The organism is Mycobacterium sp. (assembly GCF_052144515.1).
Classification (GTDB): Bacteria; Actinomycetota; Actinomycetes; order Mycobacteriales; family Mycobacteriaceae; genus Mycobacterium.
The window spans coordinates 1-19,720 of sequence record NZ_JBKQQD010000383.1; the positions used below are offsets into that span (position 1 = coordinate 1).

Genomic DNA, 19,720 nt, shown 5'->3' on the forward strand with positions numbered 1-19,720 from the left:
CCGTCGGTGCCCGCACCGCCGGCCCCAGCCGCACCACCGGTGCCGCCGTTACCACCCGTGCCGCCGTTGTTCAGCACACCATCGGCGCCGTTACCACCGTCACCACCGGTACCGCCGCTGCCGCCAGTGCCGCCGTCACCGCCGCCGACACCACCGATTCCCGCACCACCCGCGCCGCCGGTGCCGCCCGCACCGCCATCGGTGCCATTGCCGCCATTGCCACCATCACCGGTACCCGCAGCCCCGGTGCCGCCGTTACCGCCAAGCCCGCCGGTGCCGCCGGTGCCGCCGGTCCCGTTGGCGCCATCAGTGCCGCCATCAGTGCCCGCACCGCCGGCCCCAGCCGCACCACCGGTGCCGCCGTCACCGCCCGCGCCGCCGGCGTTGAGGACACCATCGGAGCCGTTACCGCCGTCACCACCGGTGCCACCGACACCGCCGTTACCGCCGTCACCGCCACCGACACCACCCACACCGGCGCCACCGGCACCACCGGTGCCACCCGCACCACCATCGGTGCCAGTGCCGCCGGCCACCCCATCACCGACACCATCAGCCCCGACACCGCCGTTACCGCCATCACCCGCGTTACCGCCGTCACCGCCGGTGCCGTTGGCACCGTTGATGCCGCCATCAGTGCCCAGGCCGCCGGCACCGGCGTCACCACCATCACCGCCGTTACCGCCCGCACCGCCGGCATTCAGCACACCATCAGCGCCGTTACCACCGCCGCCACCGGTACCACCGGACCCGCCGTTACCGCCGTTACCGCCACCGACGCCACCAATACCGGCGCCACCATCACCACCGGCACCGCCGGCACCACCGTTAGTGCCCGCACCGCCGGCACCGCCATCACCGGTGCCATCCGCCCCAAGGCCACCGTTACCGCCGGTACCGCCGTCACCACCGGTACCGCCGTTACCGCTGTCGCCATCGCTACCACCATCAGTGCCCGCACCCGCAGCCCCGGCGTCACCACCATTGCCGCCGGCACCACCGGCACCACCGTTGTTCAGCACACCATCGGCGCCGTTACCACCGTCACCACCGGTACCGCCCGTGCCGCCGTTACCGCCGTTACCGCCACCGACGCCACCAACCCCGGCGCCACCGTCACCACCAACACCGCCGGCACCGCCATCGGTGCCCGTGGCACCGGCCCCGCCATCACCGGTGCCATCCGCGCCGTCACCGCCGCTACCGCCGTTGCCCGCGTTACCACCGTTGCCGCCGGTGCCGTTGGCACCCGCTGTCCCGCCATCGGTAGCCGCGCCACCAGCACCCGCCGCCCCACCGGTGCCGCCGTTACCACCGGCACCGCCGTTGTTGGTCACCCCATCCGAGCCGTTACCGCCATCACCGCCGGTGCCACCGGTGCCGCCGGCCCCGCCGTCACCGCCACCGACACCACCAACCCCGGCGCCACCTACACCACCGGTACCGCCCGCACCACCATCAGTGCCATTACCGCCAGCCACACCATCACCGACACCATCAGCGCCGGCGGCGCCGTTACCGCCATCACCGGCGATACCGCCATCGCCGCCGGTGCCGTTGGCACCATCAGTACCGCCATCGGTGCCCGCACCGCCGGCACCCGCGGCACCACCAGCACCGCCGTTACCACCGGCGCCGCCCGCGTTCAGCACCCCGTCGGAGCCGTTACCGCCGTCACCACCGGTGCCACCCGTGCCGCCGGCGCCGCCGTTACCGCCACCGACACCACCAACACCGGCGCCACCAGCACCGCCGGTACCGCCCGCACCGCCATCGGTGCCATCACCGCCAGCCACACCATCACCGACGCCGTTAGCACCGGCGGCGCCGTCACCGCCATCGCCCGCGTTACCGCCGTTACCGCCGGTGCCGTTCGCACCCGCGACCCCCGCAGCACCCGCACCGGTGCCCGCCAAGCCACCAGCACCCGCGGCCCCGCCATCACCGCCGTCACCACCGACGCCACCGGCGTTGAGCACCCCATCAGCGCCGTCACCGCCATTACCGCCCAGGCCGCCGCTACCGCCGGCCCCACCATTGCCGTTGGTGCCGCCGTTACCGGCGCTACCGCCAGTACCGCCCGCGCCACCGGCGCCGCCGTTAAAGCCGTCTGAGCCGGCCCCGCCATCGCCGCTACCCGCACCACCGCTATCGCCGGCCCCGCCGTTACCGCCGGCGCCACCGGTACCACCGGTGCCCGCGTTACCCGTGTTACCACCGGTGCCACCGGTGCCCACCGCGCCGCCCGCACCCGCGGCGCCGCCGTCACCGCCGGCACCGCCGGCCTGGCCATCGCTGGCCACCCCGTCAGCACCATCAGCACCAGCACCACCGGCACCACCGTTACCGCCCACACCACCACTGCCGTTGGTGCCACCGGTGCCGGAGTTGCCGCCCGCGCCGCCCTGGCCGCCAGCACCGCCGTTAAAGCCGGCGCCACCGGGCGCGCCGGCGTTATCGCCGGCCCCGCCGTTACCACCCGCGCCACCGGTACCACCCGTGCCCGCGTTACCCGCCGTGCCCGCAGCACCCACGCCGCCACCGGCCGCGCCACCCGCACCCGCGTTACCACCGACACCACCGTTGCCGCCGGCCTGACCATCACTACCCACACCCGCAGCACCATCAGCGCCGGCGCCACCGGCACCGCCGTTACCGCCCACACCACCATCGCCGTTGATGCCACCCGCACCAGCCGAACCACCCACACCGCCCTGGCCGCCGTTACCACCAGCAAAACCGGTGCCGCCAGGCGCGACGCCGACGTCGCCGGCCCCGCCGTTACCACCAGCACCACCATCGCCGCCGATACTGGCACTGCCCGATGCACCCCCGGTGCCGCCGATGTTGAACCCGGTGTTGACGCCACCGGCCCCGCCGGGCCCGGCCTCACCGCCGTTACCGCCGTCGCCACCAGCACCGCCGGGCGCCGCACTCCCCACACCGGAACCACCGTCACCGCCGACGCCGCCGTCACCGCCGATACCGCCATCCGTGCCGGCCCCGCCCTTACCGCCAAACAGTGCCGCATTGTCCCCACCGGCCCCGCCGATTCCACCGGCCCCGCCATTACCGCCAGCCTCACCGGGCTGGGCGGGCGTACCGACCGCCCCTGCAGCACCATCCCCACCGGTGCCGCCGACCCCACCGGCCCCACCGGTGCCGTTCAGCGAGAAGAACTGCCGGTTAGCGCCACCGACGCCACCGTTACCACCGACCCCGCCGACTTGACCTGTGGAGGCCTCGCCATCCGCGCCACTACCGCCGGCCCCGCCGGCCCCGCCGTTACCGCCACCGTAAAACCCATTAGCCCCACCGGCCCCACCGTTACCGCCATTACCGCCGGGAGTCGTGGCGTCCCCGCCCGCACCGCCGGCACCGCCAGCACCCCACAGGCCCGCCTTGCCACCGGCCCCACCAGCACCACCGGCGCCGCCCGAGCCACCGTTGCCGCCGTTGCCGATGATCCACCCGCCGTTACCGCCGTTCGCCCCGCTGCCTGCCGCACCATTGGCGCCGTTAACGAACAACGAACGCCCCGTCAACCCCTCCACCGGCGAGAAAATCCCAAACGGCTGCGCCGCCTGCACGATCGACTGCAAAATCCCCGAGCTGTTGACGTCAGCGGCCACATACGCCGACCCACCCGAGGACAACAACTGCGCAAACTCGGCATGAAACGCCGCCCCCCGCGCGCTCAACGCCTGAAACTCCTGCCCATAGCTACCGAACAACTTCGTAATCGCCGCCGACACCTCATCCAACGCCGGCGCCGCGATCCCCGTCGTCGACGGCGCCGCCGCCGACGTCGCCTCCCTGATCGCCTCCCCAATCCCACTCAAATCCGACGACGCACTGGCCAAGACCTCCGGGGCAGCGATCACATAAGACGACATCTTGGGCTCCAATCTCAGGACGAGCACAACGAGCACAACCAAGCAACAATCTTCACGACAGGCGGAAGGGAATTTTACGCGCATCGGATTCGATTTGAGAGCCAATTCGGCTGTTTTCAATTTTGCGTTCCGCCACGCGACAGCAGCCACTCAAAACAGCAAACAGCGCCGCGATGAACGCCGACACTTCATGGCGGGCCGCCCCGCTCGCCACCCCATCATCGCGCTGGCCGTTGCCGCATCACCACTGGTCACAGCCACGCCGATACCATCGACATCGGCGCGCATCAACTCGATGACCTCCGGCCAGACGAGCACATACCGCAGCGAATAGCTCGCATTGCAAATAGATCGTCAATTTCGGCGCAATAAATGCGCATCCATAATGATGCGGATATGCCTTCCATAAAGACCGGCAATCGCCGCCAACCATCGGAGCACCCGGTGGGCAGCGCATCGCTACCGGTCAGCCATCGAGTGTCTTCACTAGAATGCCCGTACTGGCACGCGCAGTGGGCACGGTGGGCACAACCAGCCGGTCAACTCTGTCCCCGGGTTCGGCCCAGCGCCGCGCGTACCCGAGCGGCGGCCAACGCCACCATGCCCCCGTGCGGCCCCACACGATGCCCGTTTCGACTGCCAGACCTTCCCGGCACCGCGACCAGCGCGCAGCCGCTATCCCCGGCGTGGATGGGCTCGCCCCGTGCGCCGACACCGTCGCCGCCCAGCTGGACCACGCCAGCAACTGGTGCTGGCCGGCGCCAAATCTAGGGAGACGTTTTTCGCACATCCAGGCCAATGACCTGGTGCCCGACGGCTGCAAGGCTCCACGCGCCCGCCCAATACCCAGGGCGCCACCGATGCGGCGGCCGCGGTGGCCATCGCTCATCAAATGGCTTGCAGCCGTGGATATTTCGAGATCCACCCGGGCGGCACAGCAAAGTCTGCGAGACTCGTTCCCGGCACTTCCGGAGGCAACCAGTTCAGCACGCCCAACTCCGTGGCGGCCGACGTCACGCAGATCGTGACATCGTTTCCCGCGCCCGCCGACGCCCAAGGTCTACTGCGGCGCGCGCGCGTCAGGATTGGCAGGGCTGCGCGAACCGGCGATACGGTTTTCACTCATCGAACGACAACCACAGTTACTTCGACACCGGCGTCCTGCGCGGCAGCGGCTCCCGCATCGAACTGTCGATGCGCCAAGAAGCAGATCCCGGTGGTGCTGCTCGCACGCGATGACCGTCGGCAACAACGTGGTGGCCGAAGCGCGGGTATGCCTGCTCGGCAATGACACCGCCGCGGCGGCCAACGACCTCCTCGACCAAATCGTGGCCAAGATGCCGCAATGAGCAAGCCCTAAGCTGTTCACGTGCCACGTATCGATCTCAACGCCGACTTGGGCGAGGGCTTCGGCGTCTGGCGGCTCGGCGACGACGAGGCCATGCTCGGGATCGTGACGAGCGCCAACGTGGCGTGCGGTTTCCACGCGGGAGACCCCGCCGGCCTGTTGCGGGTATGCCGCTGGGCCGCCGAGCGCGGCGTGCGCATCGGAGCGCAGGTGAGCTATCGCGACCTGGCCGGATTCGGCCGGCGCTTCATCGACGTCGCGGCCGAGGACCTTCTCGCCGATGTGGTTTATCAGATCGGCGCGTTGCAGGCGATCGCGCTGGCCGCCGGCTCGACGGTGTCTTACGTCAAACCCCATGGCGCGCTGTACAACACGATCGTGACCAATAGCGAGCAGGGCGCCGCCGTGGTGGAGGCGGTACGCCTGGTGGACGCCGCCCTGCCGGTGCTGGGCATGGCCGGTTCGGCGTTTTTCGGCGAGGCCGCTCGCCTTGGCTTGCGCACGGTGGCCGAAGCGTCCGCCGACCGCGCCTACCGGCCCGACGGCCAGCTGGTGTCCCGCCGCGAGCCGGGCGCGGTGTTGCACGATCCGGCCGCGATCGCCGAGCGGGTGGTGACCATGGTGAGCACCGGCGAAGTCACCGCCGTCGACGGCTCACAGCTCGCAGTCTCGGTGGAATCGGTCTGCGTGCACGGTGATTCGCCGGACGCGGTGCAGATCGCGGCCGCGGTGCGCGATCGGCTCAAGGCCACCGGCACCGATATCAAGGCGTTCTGCTGATGCGACTCAAGCTCGGCCGCCCCGACATCGCGAGGTATTCGGATCGGTTCACTGTGCCTGCCGCCCAGCCTGATTCGCCGCTGTCAGTGACGTGGTTGGGGGTGGCGACGCTGTTGGTCGACGACGGGTCGTCCGCGCTGATGACCGACGGCTTCTTCTCCCGCCCCGGCCTCGCGCAGGTGGCGGCCGGCAAGATGGCGCCGTCCGCGGCGCGGGTGGACGGCTGCCTGGCCCGGGCCAAGGTGTCGCGGCTGGAGGCGGTCATCCCGGTGCACGCGCACTTCGACCACGTGATGGACTCCGCGCTCGTCGCCGACCGCACCGGCGCCCGGCTGGTCGGGGGTGCATCAGCGGCCAACGTCGGGCGCGGCTACGGACTGCCCGAGGACCGGCTGGTCGTCGCGGTACCGGGTGAGCCAATTCGGTTGGGCGCCTACGACGTTACGTTGATCGAGTCGCACCACTGCCCACCGGACCGGTTTCCCGGTGTGATCGACGCCCCGCTGATACCGCCGGTGAAGGTTTCGGCCTACCGCTGCGGTGAGGCGTGGTCGACGCTGGTGCACCACCTGCCGTCGGACCGGCGGCTGCTGATCCAGGGCAGCGCCGGTTTCGTGGCGGATGCGTTGGCGGGACAGGCCGCCGATACCGCCTACCTGTCCGTCGGCCAGCTGGGGCTGCACCCGCGCTCATACCTGGTCGACTACTGGATCCAGACCGTGCGCGCGGTGGGCGCGCGCCGGGTGATCCCGATCCACTGGGACGACTTCTTCCGCCCGTTGTCAAAGCCGTTGCGGGCCTTGCCCTATGCGGGCGACGACCTGGACGTGTCGATGCGAGTTCTGGACGAGCTGGCCGCGCAGGACGGTGTCGCGCTAGATATGCCGACGGTGTGGCAGCGCGAGGATCCGTGGATTTGAACCTTGATTACGACGACTCCGGGACACGCCCCGGCAGCGCGACCGTTTCCGGCATCGCGATCAGATAGAGCGCAAGGCCCGCAGCGGCGACGGCACCGAGTGACATGAACGCCGCACCGTAACCGGCGGCGACCACGATCCCACCGGCGATAAAATTCGACAACGCGGCGCCGACCCCCCACGCGGTGGTTATCGCCCCCAGGCTGACGTTGAACCGGCCAGTTCCGTGCGTGACATCTTGGACAACGAGGGGGAACAGGGCCCCGAATATGCCGGCTCCGACTCCATCGAGCAACTGCACACCGACAAGCCAGTACGAGTTATCCCACAGCGGGTACAGGAACGCGCGAAGGGTCAGGACTGCGAATCCGAACAAGAAGATCGGCTTTCGCCCCCAGGTGTCGGCTTTGCTGCCGACGACATACGCCACCGGCACCATGACGACCTGCGCGGCGACAATGCACGCCGACATCAGCGCAGTTCCCACCTCTTTGTTGTGCAACCCCAACTCCTGGCCGACCAGCGGCAGCATGGCCGCGTTGGCAAAGTGGAACATGAAGACCACCACGGCGAAGATCATCAATCTGCGATTGCGCAGCAGCACCGCAAATCCGGACGGCTGGCTGTGCTGCTGTCCGGTTGCTTTGTCCATGCCGCGCGCCACGTCATTGTCGATCGCATCGCTGGGGACTCTCAGCGTTGCCACAACGCTGATTACCGCCATCCCGGCCAACAGCCAGAAAACCACCACTGGGCCGAAGAAGTAGGCCAGTCCGCCGGCAGCGGCGGCGGCCGAGGCAGTACCAGCGTGCCTGAACGATTCGTTGCGTCCAACCCGTCTTGAGAACAGGCGCGGCCCGACAATGCCCAGCGTGATCGCGGCGATCGCCGGATTGAAAATGGAACCGGCGGTCCCGGTAATGGCTAGCAGGAAAGAGATCGTATAGAGGCCCGGCAACAGCGGCATCGCCAAGGCGGCGGCGGCGACCGCCACAGCGCCGACGACGATCAGCGCCCGCTTGGCCGTCGTCTTGTCGACCAAGGCGCCAACCGGCGTCTGCGCGACAACCCCCGCGATGCCGCCGATTGCCATTACGAACCCGATCGAGGCCTGGTCCCAATGGTGGGTCAGCAGAAGGTATATCGACAGGTATGGGCCCAAGCCATCACGAACGTCGGCCAACGAGAAGGCCAGTAGATCCAGCGCGTGCACCGTTCGTCGCGAAATCGCGTCAACGGCACTCGGCTGGGTCATCGCAGTCATTTCGGTGGCTAGAAAGGATTCGACGAGGCTAACCGATCGTGGGTACCCAGCCCAGGTCGTCGCTGCCGATAGCAAACCTGCTAGCTGGATGTAATATGCGCTGGAACCGCCTCCAGGTAGCTGGCTCGTGAACGGGTCACACAGTTCCGTCGCCCCGGTCCACGATCTCGATTTGCCACATTCACCTAGGAGCTATACCGCCAATGTCCATGCCCAACGGTTTGGCAGCGCGAGAACCCTTGAACCTGAAGCGACCTGAGCGTTGACCCTAATCGTCGGCCTGCTGCTGCTTGCTGTCGTTCTTGGCTTCGCAGTCGCCCGGCCCCGGGGATGGTCGGAAGCACTGGCGGCGGTGCCGGCGGCCGCGATCCTGATAGCGATCGGCGCGATCCCGGTCCATCAGGCGGCCGCGCAGGTTGCCGGGCTGGCGCCGGTGGTCGGCTTCCTGGGCGCGGTGCTGGTGCTGGCCAAGCTGTGCGACGACGAGGGCCTGTTCGAGTACGCCGGCGCGGCGATGGCGCGGACGAGTCCCCGAGGTGGCGGACTGCTGCGGCAGGTGTTCGCCATCGCCGCCATCATCACCGCCACACTGAGCCTGGACGCCACGGTGGTGCTGCTGACCCCGGTCGTGCTGGTCAGCGTCCGCCGGCTGCGGACCCCGGTGCGGCCGTACGCCTATGCCACCGCGCATCTGGCCAACGCCGCCTCGCTGCTGCTTCCGGTGTCGAATCTGACCAACCTGCTGGCCTTCCACGCCGCGAAACTCTCGTTCGCGAGGTTCACGCTGCTGATGGCGTTGCCGTGGCTGGCCGCGGTAGCCGCGCTGTACGTGGTCTTCCGGGTGTTTTTCGCTCGAGATCTGCGCCAGCCGCCGGATCCCGAGGAGGCCGGGCCGCCGCCTGCTCCACGGCCCCCGGTGTTCGTATTGCTGGTCGTGGCGCTGACGCTGGCCGGGTTCGCCGTCTCGGAATCGGTGGGCGTGGCTCCGGCCTGGGTGGCGCTGGCGGGAGCCTCGGTGCTGGCGGTGCGCAGCCTGCGTCGTCGGCACACCTCGGTAACGGAGATCGCGCGCTCGGTGAATGTGTCGTTTTTGGTGTTCGTGTTGGCGCTGGGCGTCATCGTGCAGGCGATCACGCTCAACGGCATGGGCCGCGCGATGTCTACGGTGCTGCCGTCGGGTTCGACGCTGCCTGCGTTGCTGGCGATCGCGGCGGTGGCCGCCCTGCTGGCCAACCTCGTCAACAATCTGCCCGCGACGCTGGTGTTGGTGCCATTGGTCGCGCCTAGCGGGCCGGTGGCCATCCTGGCGGTGCTGATCGGGGTCAACATCGGGCCCAACCTGACCTACGTCGGCTCACTGTCCAACCTGCTCTGGCGGGGCGTTTTGCGCCGGCACAATGTCGAGGCCGGCATCGGGGAGTACACCCGTCTCGGGCTGTGCACCGTGCCCACCGCCCTGGTGGCGGCGGTGCTCGCGCTGTGGGCCAGCGTGCGACTGCTGGGTGTCTAGCGGTCGCTACGCGACGGCCGCGACGGCCAAACGAACCGCACCTCGCACCGCCGTCGTCGAAACCCCGACGTCCAGCACACGAGCAGGGATGGGTTTCGCGGCGACCACGGTGAACGGCGTTTCCACCGGGAATTGCACATCGAGCGATTCGATCTCGACCGCGCGGATGATCGTGGCCAGCGCGAGCGTGGCCTCCAGCATCGCGAAGTGATCGCCGATGCATGAGCGTGGTCCGCCGCCGAACGGCAGATACTGCCAACGGCTGCGACCCTTCGACCGTTCCGGCAGGAACCGGTCCGGGTCGAAGCGCAACGGCTCCGTCCACAGGGCCGGATCGCAGTGCATCGCGTAAAAACTCACCAGGGCAATGGTTTTGGCCTCGACGCGGTAGCCGTCCACCACGATGTCGCGGGTAGGTGAGCGCATCGTCCCGGCCCCGGGCGGACATAGCCGTAACGCCTCGTGCAGCACCCGCACGGTGAAGCCGAGTTCGGCCACGTCGTCCGGTGTCAGCGTCCGGTTGCCCAGCGCGGCGACCTCCGCGCGCGCCCGATCCTGAATTCCGCGGTCGTGCCCCAACGACCACAACGCGTAGGTGAGCGTGGTCGAGGTGGTGTCGTGTCCCGCGAGCATGAACAGCACCAGCTCGTGGCAGATCTCCTCGTCGGTCAGCGGCCTGCCGGTCTCCGGATCGATCGCCTCGATCAGGGCCCGCACCAGCGGGGCTTCCCGGTCGGGGTCGGCGCGCACCGCATGCAGGATCTCGGCGGCCAGCCGCTGCAGCGTGTCGTTGGCGTGGCGGGCGGCGCGCTGCCCTTTGGTGGGCAGCCACCTCGGCGGATTGACCGGCCGCGCCCCACGGTCGGCCACCCATGCCAATGCAGTACGCAGGGCCCAGCCAATCTCGTCGGCGCGCTCGTCGAGGTCGAGCCCGAGCACCGAGCGCCCGAGTGCGCGCAGCGTCAGCTTGCGGCATTCGGCGTCCAGATCCACGAATGCGCCGTCGCGCCAATCGTCGGCGACCCCTTGCGCCGCCGCGGCCATGTGTCCCGCGTAGCGCGGCACATGCTGCTTGGTGAACATCGGCTGCAGCGCCCGTCGCCGCGGTAGCCACCGCTCGTGCGGAAGATCGAGCAGGTTGCCGCCCATCAGCGCGCGCATCTCGACCATCGTCCGGACCCGGCCGCGGTCGGCGATCTCGTCGGTGCGGCCCAACAGATCACGCGCGCCCTGCGGGCTGGCGACAAGCACCACGTTCGGCAACAGCCACTTGGGTGCGAGCACGATCCGGGTGACCGGGCCACCGGCGTCGAGCAGCTCCTGGAAACCATCGATGAACGACCGCACCGCCTTGCGTTGTTGGCCATACGGAAGCGGATTCTTCGGCGCCAGCCGCAGCGCGCCGACTTCGGTGTTATCCAGCGTCTCGGCCATGCTGACTCCTTGCCAACGCCAATGTTGCACGCATGTACTGCAGGCACGGTATGGCCGAATACGCCCCGTGCGCACGAGTAGTCGACTACTCCATTGCCCCCGGAATTACGCGCAGTCCCAGTAGCAGCCGCAGTACGTCAGGCGGAGCCGGCGGGTCCCGAGCGGATGATCGACGCGAGTTCCTCGCGTGATTGGGCTCCCACCCGCTGGCAGGCCCGGTAGACGTGGCCCTCCACGGTGCGCACCGACATCACCAGCTGATCCGCGATCTGGCGGTTGGACAGACCGGCCACGACGAGTTCGATCACATCGCGCTGGCGACCCGACAACTTCAGACCCGCCGGGGTCCGCACCGCCGGCGTGCACAATCCACCACATTCGTCGGCCAATTCGCGGGCCAGCGCCGCGGCATACAGCCCACGCCTATGCTGCTGGCTCTCGTCGAACGCAACGGAGGCCTGCGCCGCCGCGTCAGCGGCCGCGACCCGATCACCGATCCCCCGGTACTTCGCCGAGGCATCGAGCAGGCCCTCACCGTCCCCGGCCAACAAGGCCTGCGCATGCAGCGCGACGGCATCGGCCAGCGGCAGCGACAACGCCCCCGCCAACTCCCGTGCCCGCGCAGCCTGCGAGCCATCACCCCACTGGGCCGCGGCCTGTATGCAGGCCAACTCGTGGGTGGGCTGGCCGCGCTCGCGGGCAAGTAGCGCCGCCTGATGGGCGCTCGCCACGGCCTCGCCCAAGCGGCCGCCGGCTGCCATCGCCCAGCCGCCGGCCAGCGACAACCCGGTATGCATGAACAGAAAGCCCGGCGGCACAACCGACCGCGCCTCGGCGGCCGCATCGTCGGCTTCGGCTGCCTGTCCAAGCTTGGCGTGCGCCTCGGCCAACGCGAAGTAGCTAGCTGGGCGCAAACCCGTTGTGACGGCGTGTCTTTGGACCCCGGCAACCGCTTCATGCACCAGCCGGGCCGCCTCGGCGACGTCGCCGCGAACCAACTCGGCGTTGCCCAACAGTAGGGCCAGGTTCGCATAGGCCAGGCCCGGAATGTCACGAGACGATTCCGCCAGTTGCTTTGCAGTTCCGATGAATTCGTCGATTCGCCCGGTCAACCGGCAGGCGCGCCCGTACACAGCGCCGAACCAGAACCGCATGTGGGATGCCTGAAACGACGTCGTCGCGCGCCGCAGCGCCTGCTCGGCCATGGTCGCAAGCTCATCGACCTGACCCAGCGCCCCCATGGCCATGATCAACGCAAGCGAGGCCATCATCGCGTGAAAGCCCGGCAGATCCGGAAAATCCAATGCGGCCCGGGCCTTTTCGGCGGCGGATTCGCAGCGCGCCGACGCCGCCTCGATGCAGGCTTGCACCGCCAACCGCTCCGCCTCCTGCGCCGGGGTCTCGGGGGCAGCCGCGAGGCCTTCCAAGATCACCGCCGCTTCTTGGGGCTTGGCAAGGTTCCAAATCAGGTTGGCCGCCCGCACGGTCGCCCAATGATGGCCGTCGGGCACGTCACCATCGGGGCCACCGGCCATGTCACGCAGCGCCGCCTCGGCCTGTTCGCCGCGCCCGAGCAGCAGCAGGTTCATCGCGCGCACCCCGGCGGCCCCGGGCGCCCCGGCTTGCGCCGCGGCGGTGGCGAACCGGTCGGCGAGATCCAGATCCAGCAGCGTCATGGCATGCCGTGCCGATTCCAGATACAGCTCGGGGTCGGGGTCGAGATCCGACTCGAGGCTCAGCAGCGCCCGACGCACAGTCGCGTGCATGTCGGTGTCACCGTTTTGGGCCAGCCGCGTCGCCAGCCTGCCCCGGATTGCCGACAGATAGATCTCGCCGGCTGCGGCGCGGCGGAGCTCACCGAACAGCGGGTGTGCCAGCCGGGCCGTCAGGCCGCCACCGGTGCGCTCGACGCTCACCAGGCCCATTCTCTCGGCGGCCGCCAGGTCGCTACGGCGCACCAAATCGCACAGCACGTCGACGGCCAGCGGTTCACACTGCGACAACGTGTCGACCACCGTCGCCATCCGCGGGCTCAGCCGGCCCATCTGGCGCCCCACCGTGTCGGACAGGCTCGCTGAGACCGCGACGTCGCCGTCCCACATCCACACCCCGGCCAAATTGTGCATTCGCCCGCCGGCTATCTGGTCGGCCAGCAGCTGCCGCAAGAACAGGGCGTTTCCGCCGGTCAGCTGCCTGAACCGCGCCGCGCTGCGCGCATCCACCGGACCGCCCAGCGTGCTCTCGATGACCTCGCGTGTTGCCGCAGCCGACAACGGTTCGAGGTCAAGGCGGGCCAGCAGCCCGTCCTTGTACAACAACGTCACCGCGTCGGGTTCCTCGCTGCCGGTGCGCATGGTGACCACGAGCCGAGCGCCGCCCGACTGCGCCAGCTGATGTACGACAAGGGCGGACAATCCGTCCAAGAGGTGCGCGTCGTCGACCCCGACCACCACACGGCCCCGACGCTGTTGTGCGACAAACGAATTGATCACACGCTGCACGTTCGTCAGCGGATCCGACATCGCCTCGCCCAGTTCGCCAATGAACGCCCCCAGGGGCAGCGCGCGCGCCGATTCGGTGCCGACGATCCACTTTGTGCGCTCACCAGACGCCTCGGCGCGCCGCAGCGCTTCGCGGGCCAGCCAGGTCTTGCCCACACCGGCCGCTCCGGCGATCACCACGCCGGAATGGTTGCCAGCCCCGGTCAGGGCGCGCCGGATAAACGCGAATTCACTGTCACGCCCGGTCAGCGGGTCGCCGCCGATCACTCGGCGACTATAACTTTGCGCAACCATCGCGCGCGCCGATTTACCGGCGTTTCGGTGAGCTCATATTGAACTCCTGTCTGGTCCACACGTATCAGTCACGTAGTCGACTACGCTATCGGCGCCCGCGGTTGACCGTGACCATGGCTTTCGTCAGGTAACGACTCGGTGCGGGTGGTGGGCTATGGCGAAGATCGGCAATCACGCGGTGGTATTGGGAGCGAGCATGGCCGGTCTGTTGGCCGCGCGGTCGCTGAGCGAGTTCTTCGACGCGGTTACGGTGGTGGAGCGCGACCCGCTGCCCGACACCCTTCCCGACAATTGCGCCGCTCGTCGAGGTGTGCCGCAGGGCCGGCACCTGCATGGCCTGCTGGCCCGCGGCGCCCAGGTGCTCGAGGAACTGTTCCCCGGCATCCTCGATGAGCTGGTCCACGACGGTGCGCACTGCATGGACGGCCGGGACCTGTCGCGGCTGCACTACGACCTAGGCGGGCACCTGGTTACGCGCACCGGCAGCGCCCCCGCGTGTACCGCCTATCTCGCGACCCGGCCCTTCCTGGAGGAACACGTCCGCGCGCGACTACGCACCATCCCCAACGTCACGCTGCTCGACGAGCACGACATCGTGGAGTTGACCCCGACGCCCGACCATCACCGCGTCACAGGCGCACGGGTAGTCAACCGTCGCACCCGCGAAGCCGCCACCCTGAGCGCCGACTTGGTGGTCGATGCCACCGGGCGCGCCGCCCGCACCCCGACGTGGCTGAACGGCCTGGGCTACGACCGCCCGCGCGAGGATCATGTCGTGGTGCAGCTGACCTACGTGAGTCAGTTGCTGCGCATGGCACCGGATGCGCTGCACGAACTCGGTTTCGTCGTCGGAATCGTGCCGGGCCGACCGCACGGGCTGGGCATTCTCCATTGCGAGGACGACACCTGGATGTTCACCGTGTTTGGCGTAGCGGGTCACGAGCCGCTCCCCGACCTTGCGGCGATGTGCGAGTTCGTCGAGGACTACGCACCGGCCCACATGCTGGCCGCGGTGCGAGCCGCCGAACCCATCGGAGAGCCGACGCGGCACCGTCAGCCGTCCAATCAGTGGCGCCGCTACGACATGATGCGACGATTCCCGGAGGGCCTGCTGGTCATCGGCGACGCGATCTGCAGCTTCAACCCGATCTACGGCCAGGGCATGACGGTGGCCGCACTGGAGGCGTTGGCGCTGCGTGACTGCTTATCCCGCGGCACAAGGGATTTGGCGCGGCGATTCTTTCGCGCCGCGGCCGCGCCGATCCGCCAGGCGTGGGAGCTGTCAGCCAATCCCGATCTCTCCCTACCCGAAATCGACGGCACACCACCGCTGCTCACACGGGTGCTTAACGTATACGTCGATCGCGTGCTCACCGCGGCCGAATACGACACCGCCGCACTCGATCAGTTCTTCAGAGTGACCTCACTCGTCGATCCCGCTACCCGGCTGCTGCGCCCGGGCATCATTTGGCGCGCCGCCCGCGCCAACCACCGCAGACGTCGAAACGGCATCGATCAGCGCGACGGTGTGGCTGGCGTCCTGGCCGACAGCGTGGCCCGCTAGCCGACGGATGCCAGCGAATAGCGCTGCCTCTCGCTAGTGAGCCCCTATTGTTAGGCGCATGACGGCCGCGTTGGCCTGCACGAGGTGCGGCGCAGAATTGCGGCCGACCGCGAAGTTCTGTGATGAATGCGCATCGCCGACGGCGGCGCCGGGCGCGCCGGCCGAGTAAAAGCTGGTGACGGTGCTGTTCGCCGATGTGGTGCACTCGATGGACATCGCCGCCGCAGTGGGTGCGGAGCGGTTGCGCGAGATCATGACCGAGCTCGTCACGCGTGCGGTCGCGGTGGTGCAGCGCTACGGCGGAACGGTGGACAAGTTCACCGGCGACGGCATCATGCCGGTTTCGGCGCTCCGGCTGCTTTGGAAGACCACGCGTTGCGCGCGTGCCTGGCGGCGCTGGGCATTCAGGAGGACGTCAGCCGCCTCGCGGCAGGGGTTGAACACCGCGACGGTGTCGACCTACAGCTGCGGATAGGACTGAACTCCGGCCAAGTGATCGCCGGTGAGATCGGTTTCCCCGCACTGGGTTACACCGCAATCGGCGAACAGGTGGGGATGGCCCAGCGGATGGAATCGGTCGCCCCACCCGGCGCGGTGATGCTCAGCGACTCCACCGCACGCCTGGTCGAGGGCGCGGTCGTGCTGGGCGAGCCGCAACTGGTGCGTATCAAGGGCGCCGAGGACGCGGTGCCCGCGCGACAGTTGCTGAGCGTTGCCACCCGACGGACCGGCGTCTCGGTGTCGACGTTGGTGGGCCGCGAGTGGGAGTTGACCACAATGACGGCCATGCTGGACCGCGCTACCGGTGGACGTGGGTCCGTGGTTGCAGCGGTCGGCCCTCCCGGCATCGGCAAGACCCGGCTGACCGCTGAAGCCGTCCGACTTGCGAAAAGTCGCGGCATCGAAGTGTTTTCCACCTTCTGCGAGTCGCATGCCACCGACGTCCCGTTCCATGTGGTGGGGCGGCTGCTGCGCACGGTCGGGCAGATCGGCGGTCTGGATCACCGGACGGCTCGGGCGCAGGTGCGGGCACAGTTTCCCGATGCCGATCCGCAAGATTTGCTGTTGCTTGATGACCTGTTGGGCATCGCCGATCCCGATGTGGGGCTACCCAAGATCGACCCCGATGCGCGGCGACGGCGGTTGACCGCGCTGATCAACTCCAACCAGCTGACCCGCTCCGAACCGGCAGTGTTCGTCGTGGAGGATGCGCACTGGATCGACGAGGTCAGTGAATCCATGCTCGCCGACTTTCTCGCGGTGATCCCGCAGACCCCGTCGTTGGTGCTGATCACCTATCGCCCGGAATATCACGGAGCTCTGGCGCGTGTCGCCGGCGCGCAGACCATCACGCTGGCACCGCTGAGCGACGCCGAAACCTCAACCCTGGTCGCTGAACTGCTGGGCCCCGACGCGTCGGTTGGCCGGATCGGCGAGCTGATCGCCGGACGCGCGGCCGGCAACCCGTTCTTCGCCGAGGAGATCACCCGGGATCTGACCGAACGCGGCGTGCTGGTCGGCGAGACCGGCTGCTACGCCTGCCACATCGATGTGGCCGACGTCAGCGTGCCGGCAACGCTGCAGGCAACCATCGCCGCCCGCATCGATCGGCTCGGCCCCGCGGCCAAACACACCCTCGCCGCCGCGGCGGTCATCGGCTCCCGCTTCCACCGCGATCTGCTGGCCGCCCTGGAGGTCGATCCGGTTGTCGAGGAGCTGATCGCCGCGCAGCTCGTCGACCAAGTGCGGTTCACCCCGCGCGCGGAGTATGCGTTCCGGCATCCGTTGATCCGCACCGTGGCCTACGAATCGCAACTGAGATCCGACCGCGCCCGGGTGCACCGGCGGCTCGCCGCCGCCATTGAATCCCGCGAACCGGACGCGGCCGACCAGAACGCCGCGCTGATCGCCGAACACCTCGAAGCCGCCGGCGATCTGCACGCCGCCTACGGCTGGCACATGCGGGCCGCGACCTGGTCGACCAACCGCGACATCGCCGCGGCGTGGCTGAGTTGGGAACGGGCCACCCAGAATGCCGACGCGTTACCCGCCGATGACCCGGACCGAGCGGCCATGCGCATTGCGCCTCGCACCATGTTGTGCGGGATCGCCTGGCGAGTACACATGAATATCGTCGGCGAGCGCTTCGACGAATTGCGGCAGTTGTGCAATGCCGCCGCGGATAAGCCGTCGCTGGCCATCGCCATGTCAGGACTCGTGATGGATCACGCGTATCAGGGCCGTGTGCGCGAGGCGTCGCAACTGGCGTCGGAAGCCATGGCCACCATCGAGTCGATCGGTGATCCAACTCTGACGGTCGGATTGTCCTTACCGCCGATCTATGCCAAGGCCCATAGCGCCGAGTGGGCCGACGTTCTGCAATGGTCGCAGGCAGTGATCGACCTGGCCGACGATGACCCGTCGAAAGGAAACTTTATTTTCGGCTCTCCGTTGGCGGTCGCCTTGACGACGCGGGCGGTGGCCCGGTATTTCCTGGGTCGTCCCGGATGGCGAGATGATATGCGACACGGGCTGGCGATGGCCCGCCGCGCCGACCCCCTGTCGTATGCCGCGGCCGTCACCTATGTCTACGTGGGAATACCGCTTGGCGTTCTGAGGCCCGACGATCGGGCGATGGGCGAGATCGAGGAAGCCCTGCGGATTGCCGAACGATCCGGTGATGACCTAGCGGTGGGCTTCACCCGGATGACGCTGGGCCATGCGCTGGTGCACCGCCCACGCGCTGCCGACCGTGACCGCGGGGAGAAGCTGCTGGCCGAGGTCGGCGACGTGTTCCTGCGGCGGGATCACAACCTGGGCGATTTACGCATGTTCAATGTGTATTTGGCGCGCGAGCGGGCCAGGCACGGGGATCGCGATGCGGCGATACCGCTCATGCGCGCCGCCGTCGATGATCTGGTCCGCGCTGGACAACTGCTGTCGTACGGCATTGCCGCGACGGGTGTTCTGGTGGAGACCCTGCTCTATCGCGGCGCCGACGGTGACTCTGAGGGGGACTTAGCCGAAGCCGAGGCCGCCATTGAGCGATTAGCGGCGCCGACCGACGAGGATTTCACTCTCCGCGACATCCTGCTGCTGCGACTCCGGGCCCTGCTGGCACGGGCTCATGGCGATGCCGCAGATTACGCACAATTCAGGGATCGCTACCGCTACATGGCGAAAACTCTTCGCTTCGAGGGGCATATCGCCTTGGCCGACGCGATGCCATGACTAACTTCGGTGGTGTGTCGGCGGTAACGGCATACCGAGTTGGGCCAACACGCTTCGCAGCAGGGTCGGGAAGTCGGTGATGAGTCCCTCGACCCCGTCGGCGATCTGCTCGCGCATGGTGGCGGCGTCGTTGACCGTCCACGGAATGACCTTGAGCCCCAAGGTATGCGCATGATCGACATAGGGTCTGCCGGTGACCAGCTGGTACCTGGGCGAGACCATGTTCGCACCCACCATCAGCGCCCCGAGCATCGGATCGCCTATGGCGGCGGCGTTTTCGCCGGCCAGCCACGGCGAATCCGGCACCCAGGTCTCCTCGTTGTACAGGGCCACCAACGGAATCGATGGCTCGGCCCGGTGCACCATGGGCAGCGTTCGCCAGTCGAAGCTTTGAATCTCCACGCGGTCGACCTTGCCCGCCGACCTGACCGCGGCCAGAATCACGTCGACGAATTCTTGCGGGTCGGCCGACCTGCCCGGATGGTCGGCCTCCACCTTGGTTTCGATGTTGTATCGCACATCGGATGCCCGGTACGAGTCGGCCAGCGCAAAAACCTCCGGCAATGTCGCTATCTTGTTGCCGCGCACTACTTCAGCGCGGGAAAACTCGGGCAGCAGTTTGCCGCAATCAAGCGTGCGGATCTGCACCAGGGTCAGCTCGTGCACGAGCTTTCCGACGTAGGGATAGGCCGGGTCGCCAGCGAACGCAGGCCCGGTGTCGGCGCATTTCTCGGCCTCGATCGTGGGGTCGTGCCACACCATCGGTTGGCCGTCCTCGGTGATGCCGATGTCGAGTTCGAGTGTGCTGACACCTAATTCGAGCGCTTTGGCGAATGCCCGTAGCGATTCCTCGGTCGTCTCACCGCGACCACCGCGATGTGCCTGCAGATCGAAGCCGGGAGGTTGCGCGGATGCCGTCGGCAGCAATCCCAGCAGCGCGACGCCCGCCAGCAGCGCAACTAACACCCGCGCGCACAA

The 19,720-nt window shown here is 68.4% G+C and carries 11 protein-coding genes and 1 pseudogene; 7 read left to right on the forward strand and 5 right to left on the reverse strand.

The genetic code is table 11. From position 1 onward, the window contains the following. Positions 1-3,896, reverse strand: a 3,896-nt coding sequence (locus tag ACLP9N_RS25485; protein WP_442409984.1) for a PE family protein, incomplete at its 3' end; no start/stop codon positions are given. A gap of 1 nt (position 3,897) precedes the next feature. Here ACLP9N_RS25485 and ACLP9N_RS25490 point away from each other — a divergent pair. The 4 genes from ACLP9N_RS25490 to ACLP9N_RS25505 all read left to right on the forward strand — a co-directional run bounded on the left by ACLP9N_RS25490 (position 3,898) and on the right by ACLP9N_RS25505 (position 6,944). Next, positions 3,898-4,230 carry a hypothetical protein gene (locus ACLP9N_RS25490; protein WP_442409985.1) on the forward strand — a complete coding sequence of 111 codons (333 nt, stop codon included), beginning with the start codon at positions 3,898-3,900 and terminating at the stop codon, positions 4,228-4,230. 901 nt (positions 4,231-5,131) lie between these two features. After that, on the forward strand, positions 5,132-5,245 hold the full coding sequence (locus ACLP9N_RS25495; protein WP_442409986.1) for a hypothetical protein: 114 nt from the start codon (positions 5,132-5,134) through the stop codon (positions 5,243-5,245). 20 nt (positions 5,246-5,265) lie between these two features. Then, positions 5,266-6,024, forward strand: coding sequence for a LamB/YcsF family protein (locus tag ACLP9N_RS25500; protein ID WP_442409987.1), 759 nt, complete (start codon positions 5,266-5,268; stop codon positions 6,022-6,024). After that, a complete protein-coding gene (locus ACLP9N_RS25505; RefSeq protein WP_442409988.1) occupies positions 6,024-6,944 on the forward strand; it encodes an MBL fold metallo-hydrolase in 921 nt (306 codons plus the stop codon). Before ACLP9N_RS25500 ends, ACLP9N_RS25505 begins: the two co-directional genes overlap by 1 nt. Before the next feature lie 7 nt (positions 6,945-6,951). Here the strand turns inward: ACLP9N_RS25505 and ACLP9N_RS25510 are convergent, their stop codons facing one another. Then, on the reverse strand, positions 6,952-8,199 hold the full coding sequence (locus ACLP9N_RS25510; protein ID WP_442409989.1) for an MFS transporter: 1,248 nt from the start codon (positions 8,197-8,199) through the stop codon (positions 6,952-6,954). Between the two features lie 271 nt (positions 8,200-8,470). Here ACLP9N_RS25510 and ACLP9N_RS25515 point away from each other — a divergent pair, with 271 nt between their 5' ends. After that, a complete protein-coding gene (locus tag ACLP9N_RS25515; RefSeq protein WP_442409990.1) occupies positions 8,471-9,718 on the forward strand; it encodes an SLC13 family permease in 1,248 nt (415 codons plus the stop codon). A 6-nt stretch (positions 9,719-9,724) separates the two neighbouring features. Here the strand turns inward: ACLP9N_RS25515 and ACLP9N_RS25520 are convergent, their stop codons facing one another. Both ACLP9N_RS25520 and ACLP9N_RS25525 read right to left on the reverse strand, forming a co-directional pair. After that, complete coding sequence (locus ACLP9N_RS25520; RefSeq protein WP_442409991.1) at positions 9,725-11,152, reverse strand: cytochrome P450; 1,428 nt, start codon at positions 11,150-11,152, stop codon at positions 9,725-9,727. Between the two features lie 137 nt (positions 11,153-11,289). Further along, positions 11,290-13,920, reverse strand: coding sequence for a LuxR C-terminal-related transcriptional regulator (locus tag ACLP9N_RS25525; protein WP_442409992.1), 2,631 nt, complete (start codon positions 13,918-13,920; stop codon positions 11,290-11,292). Between the two features lie 181 nt (positions 13,921-14,101). Between ACLP9N_RS25525 and ACLP9N_RS25530 the strand changes: the two genes are divergently transcribed. Together ACLP9N_RS25530 and ACLP9N_RS25535 are read left to right on the forward strand one after the other, a co-directional pair. After that, the gene (locus ACLP9N_RS25530) at positions 14,102-15,511 is read left to right on the forward strand and encodes an FAD-dependent oxidoreductase (RefSeq protein WP_442409993.1); all 1,410 of its coding nucleotides are present in this window, start codon (positions 14,102-14,104) and stop codon (positions 15,509-15,511) included. A 58-nt stretch (positions 15,512-15,569) separates the two neighbouring features. Next, positions 15,570-18,742, forward strand: a pseudogene (locus ACLP9N_RS25535) (AAA family ATPase). Here the strand turns inward: ACLP9N_RS25535 and ACLP9N_RS25540 are convergent. Continuing rightward, positions 18,743-19,720 carry a glycerophosphodiester phosphodiesterase gene (locus ACLP9N_RS25540; RefSeq protein ID WP_442409994.1) on the reverse strand — a complete coding sequence of 326 codons (978 nt, stop codon included), beginning with the start codon at positions 19,718-19,720 and terminating at the stop codon, positions 18,743-18,745. It abuts the pseudogene before it with no gap.

What these genes read in the sequence shown, in the direction of transcription:
- ACLP9N_RS25505 (WP_442409988.1), top strand. Translation starts at nt 6,024, where the DNA reads ATGCGACTCAAGCTCGGCCGCCCCGACATCGCGAGGTATTCGGATCGG.
- ACLP9N_RS25530 (WP_442409993.1), top strand. Translation starts at nt 14,102, where the DNA reads ATGGCGAAGATCGGCAATCACGCGGTGGTATTGGGAGCGAGCATGGCC.
- ACLP9N_RS25510 (WP_442409989.1), bottom strand. Translation starts at nt 8,199, where the DNA reads ATGACCCAGCCGAGTGCCGTTGACGCGATTTCGCGACGAACGGTGCAC.
- ACLP9N_RS25495 (WP_442409986.1), top strand. Translation starts at nt 5,132, where the DNA reads ATGACCGTCGGCAACAACGTGGTGGCCGAAGCGCGGGTATGCCTGCTC.
- ACLP9N_RS25520 (WP_442409991.1), bottom strand. Translation starts at nt 11,152, where the DNA reads ATGGCCGAGACGCTGGATAACACCGAAGTCGGCGCGCTGCGGCTGGCG.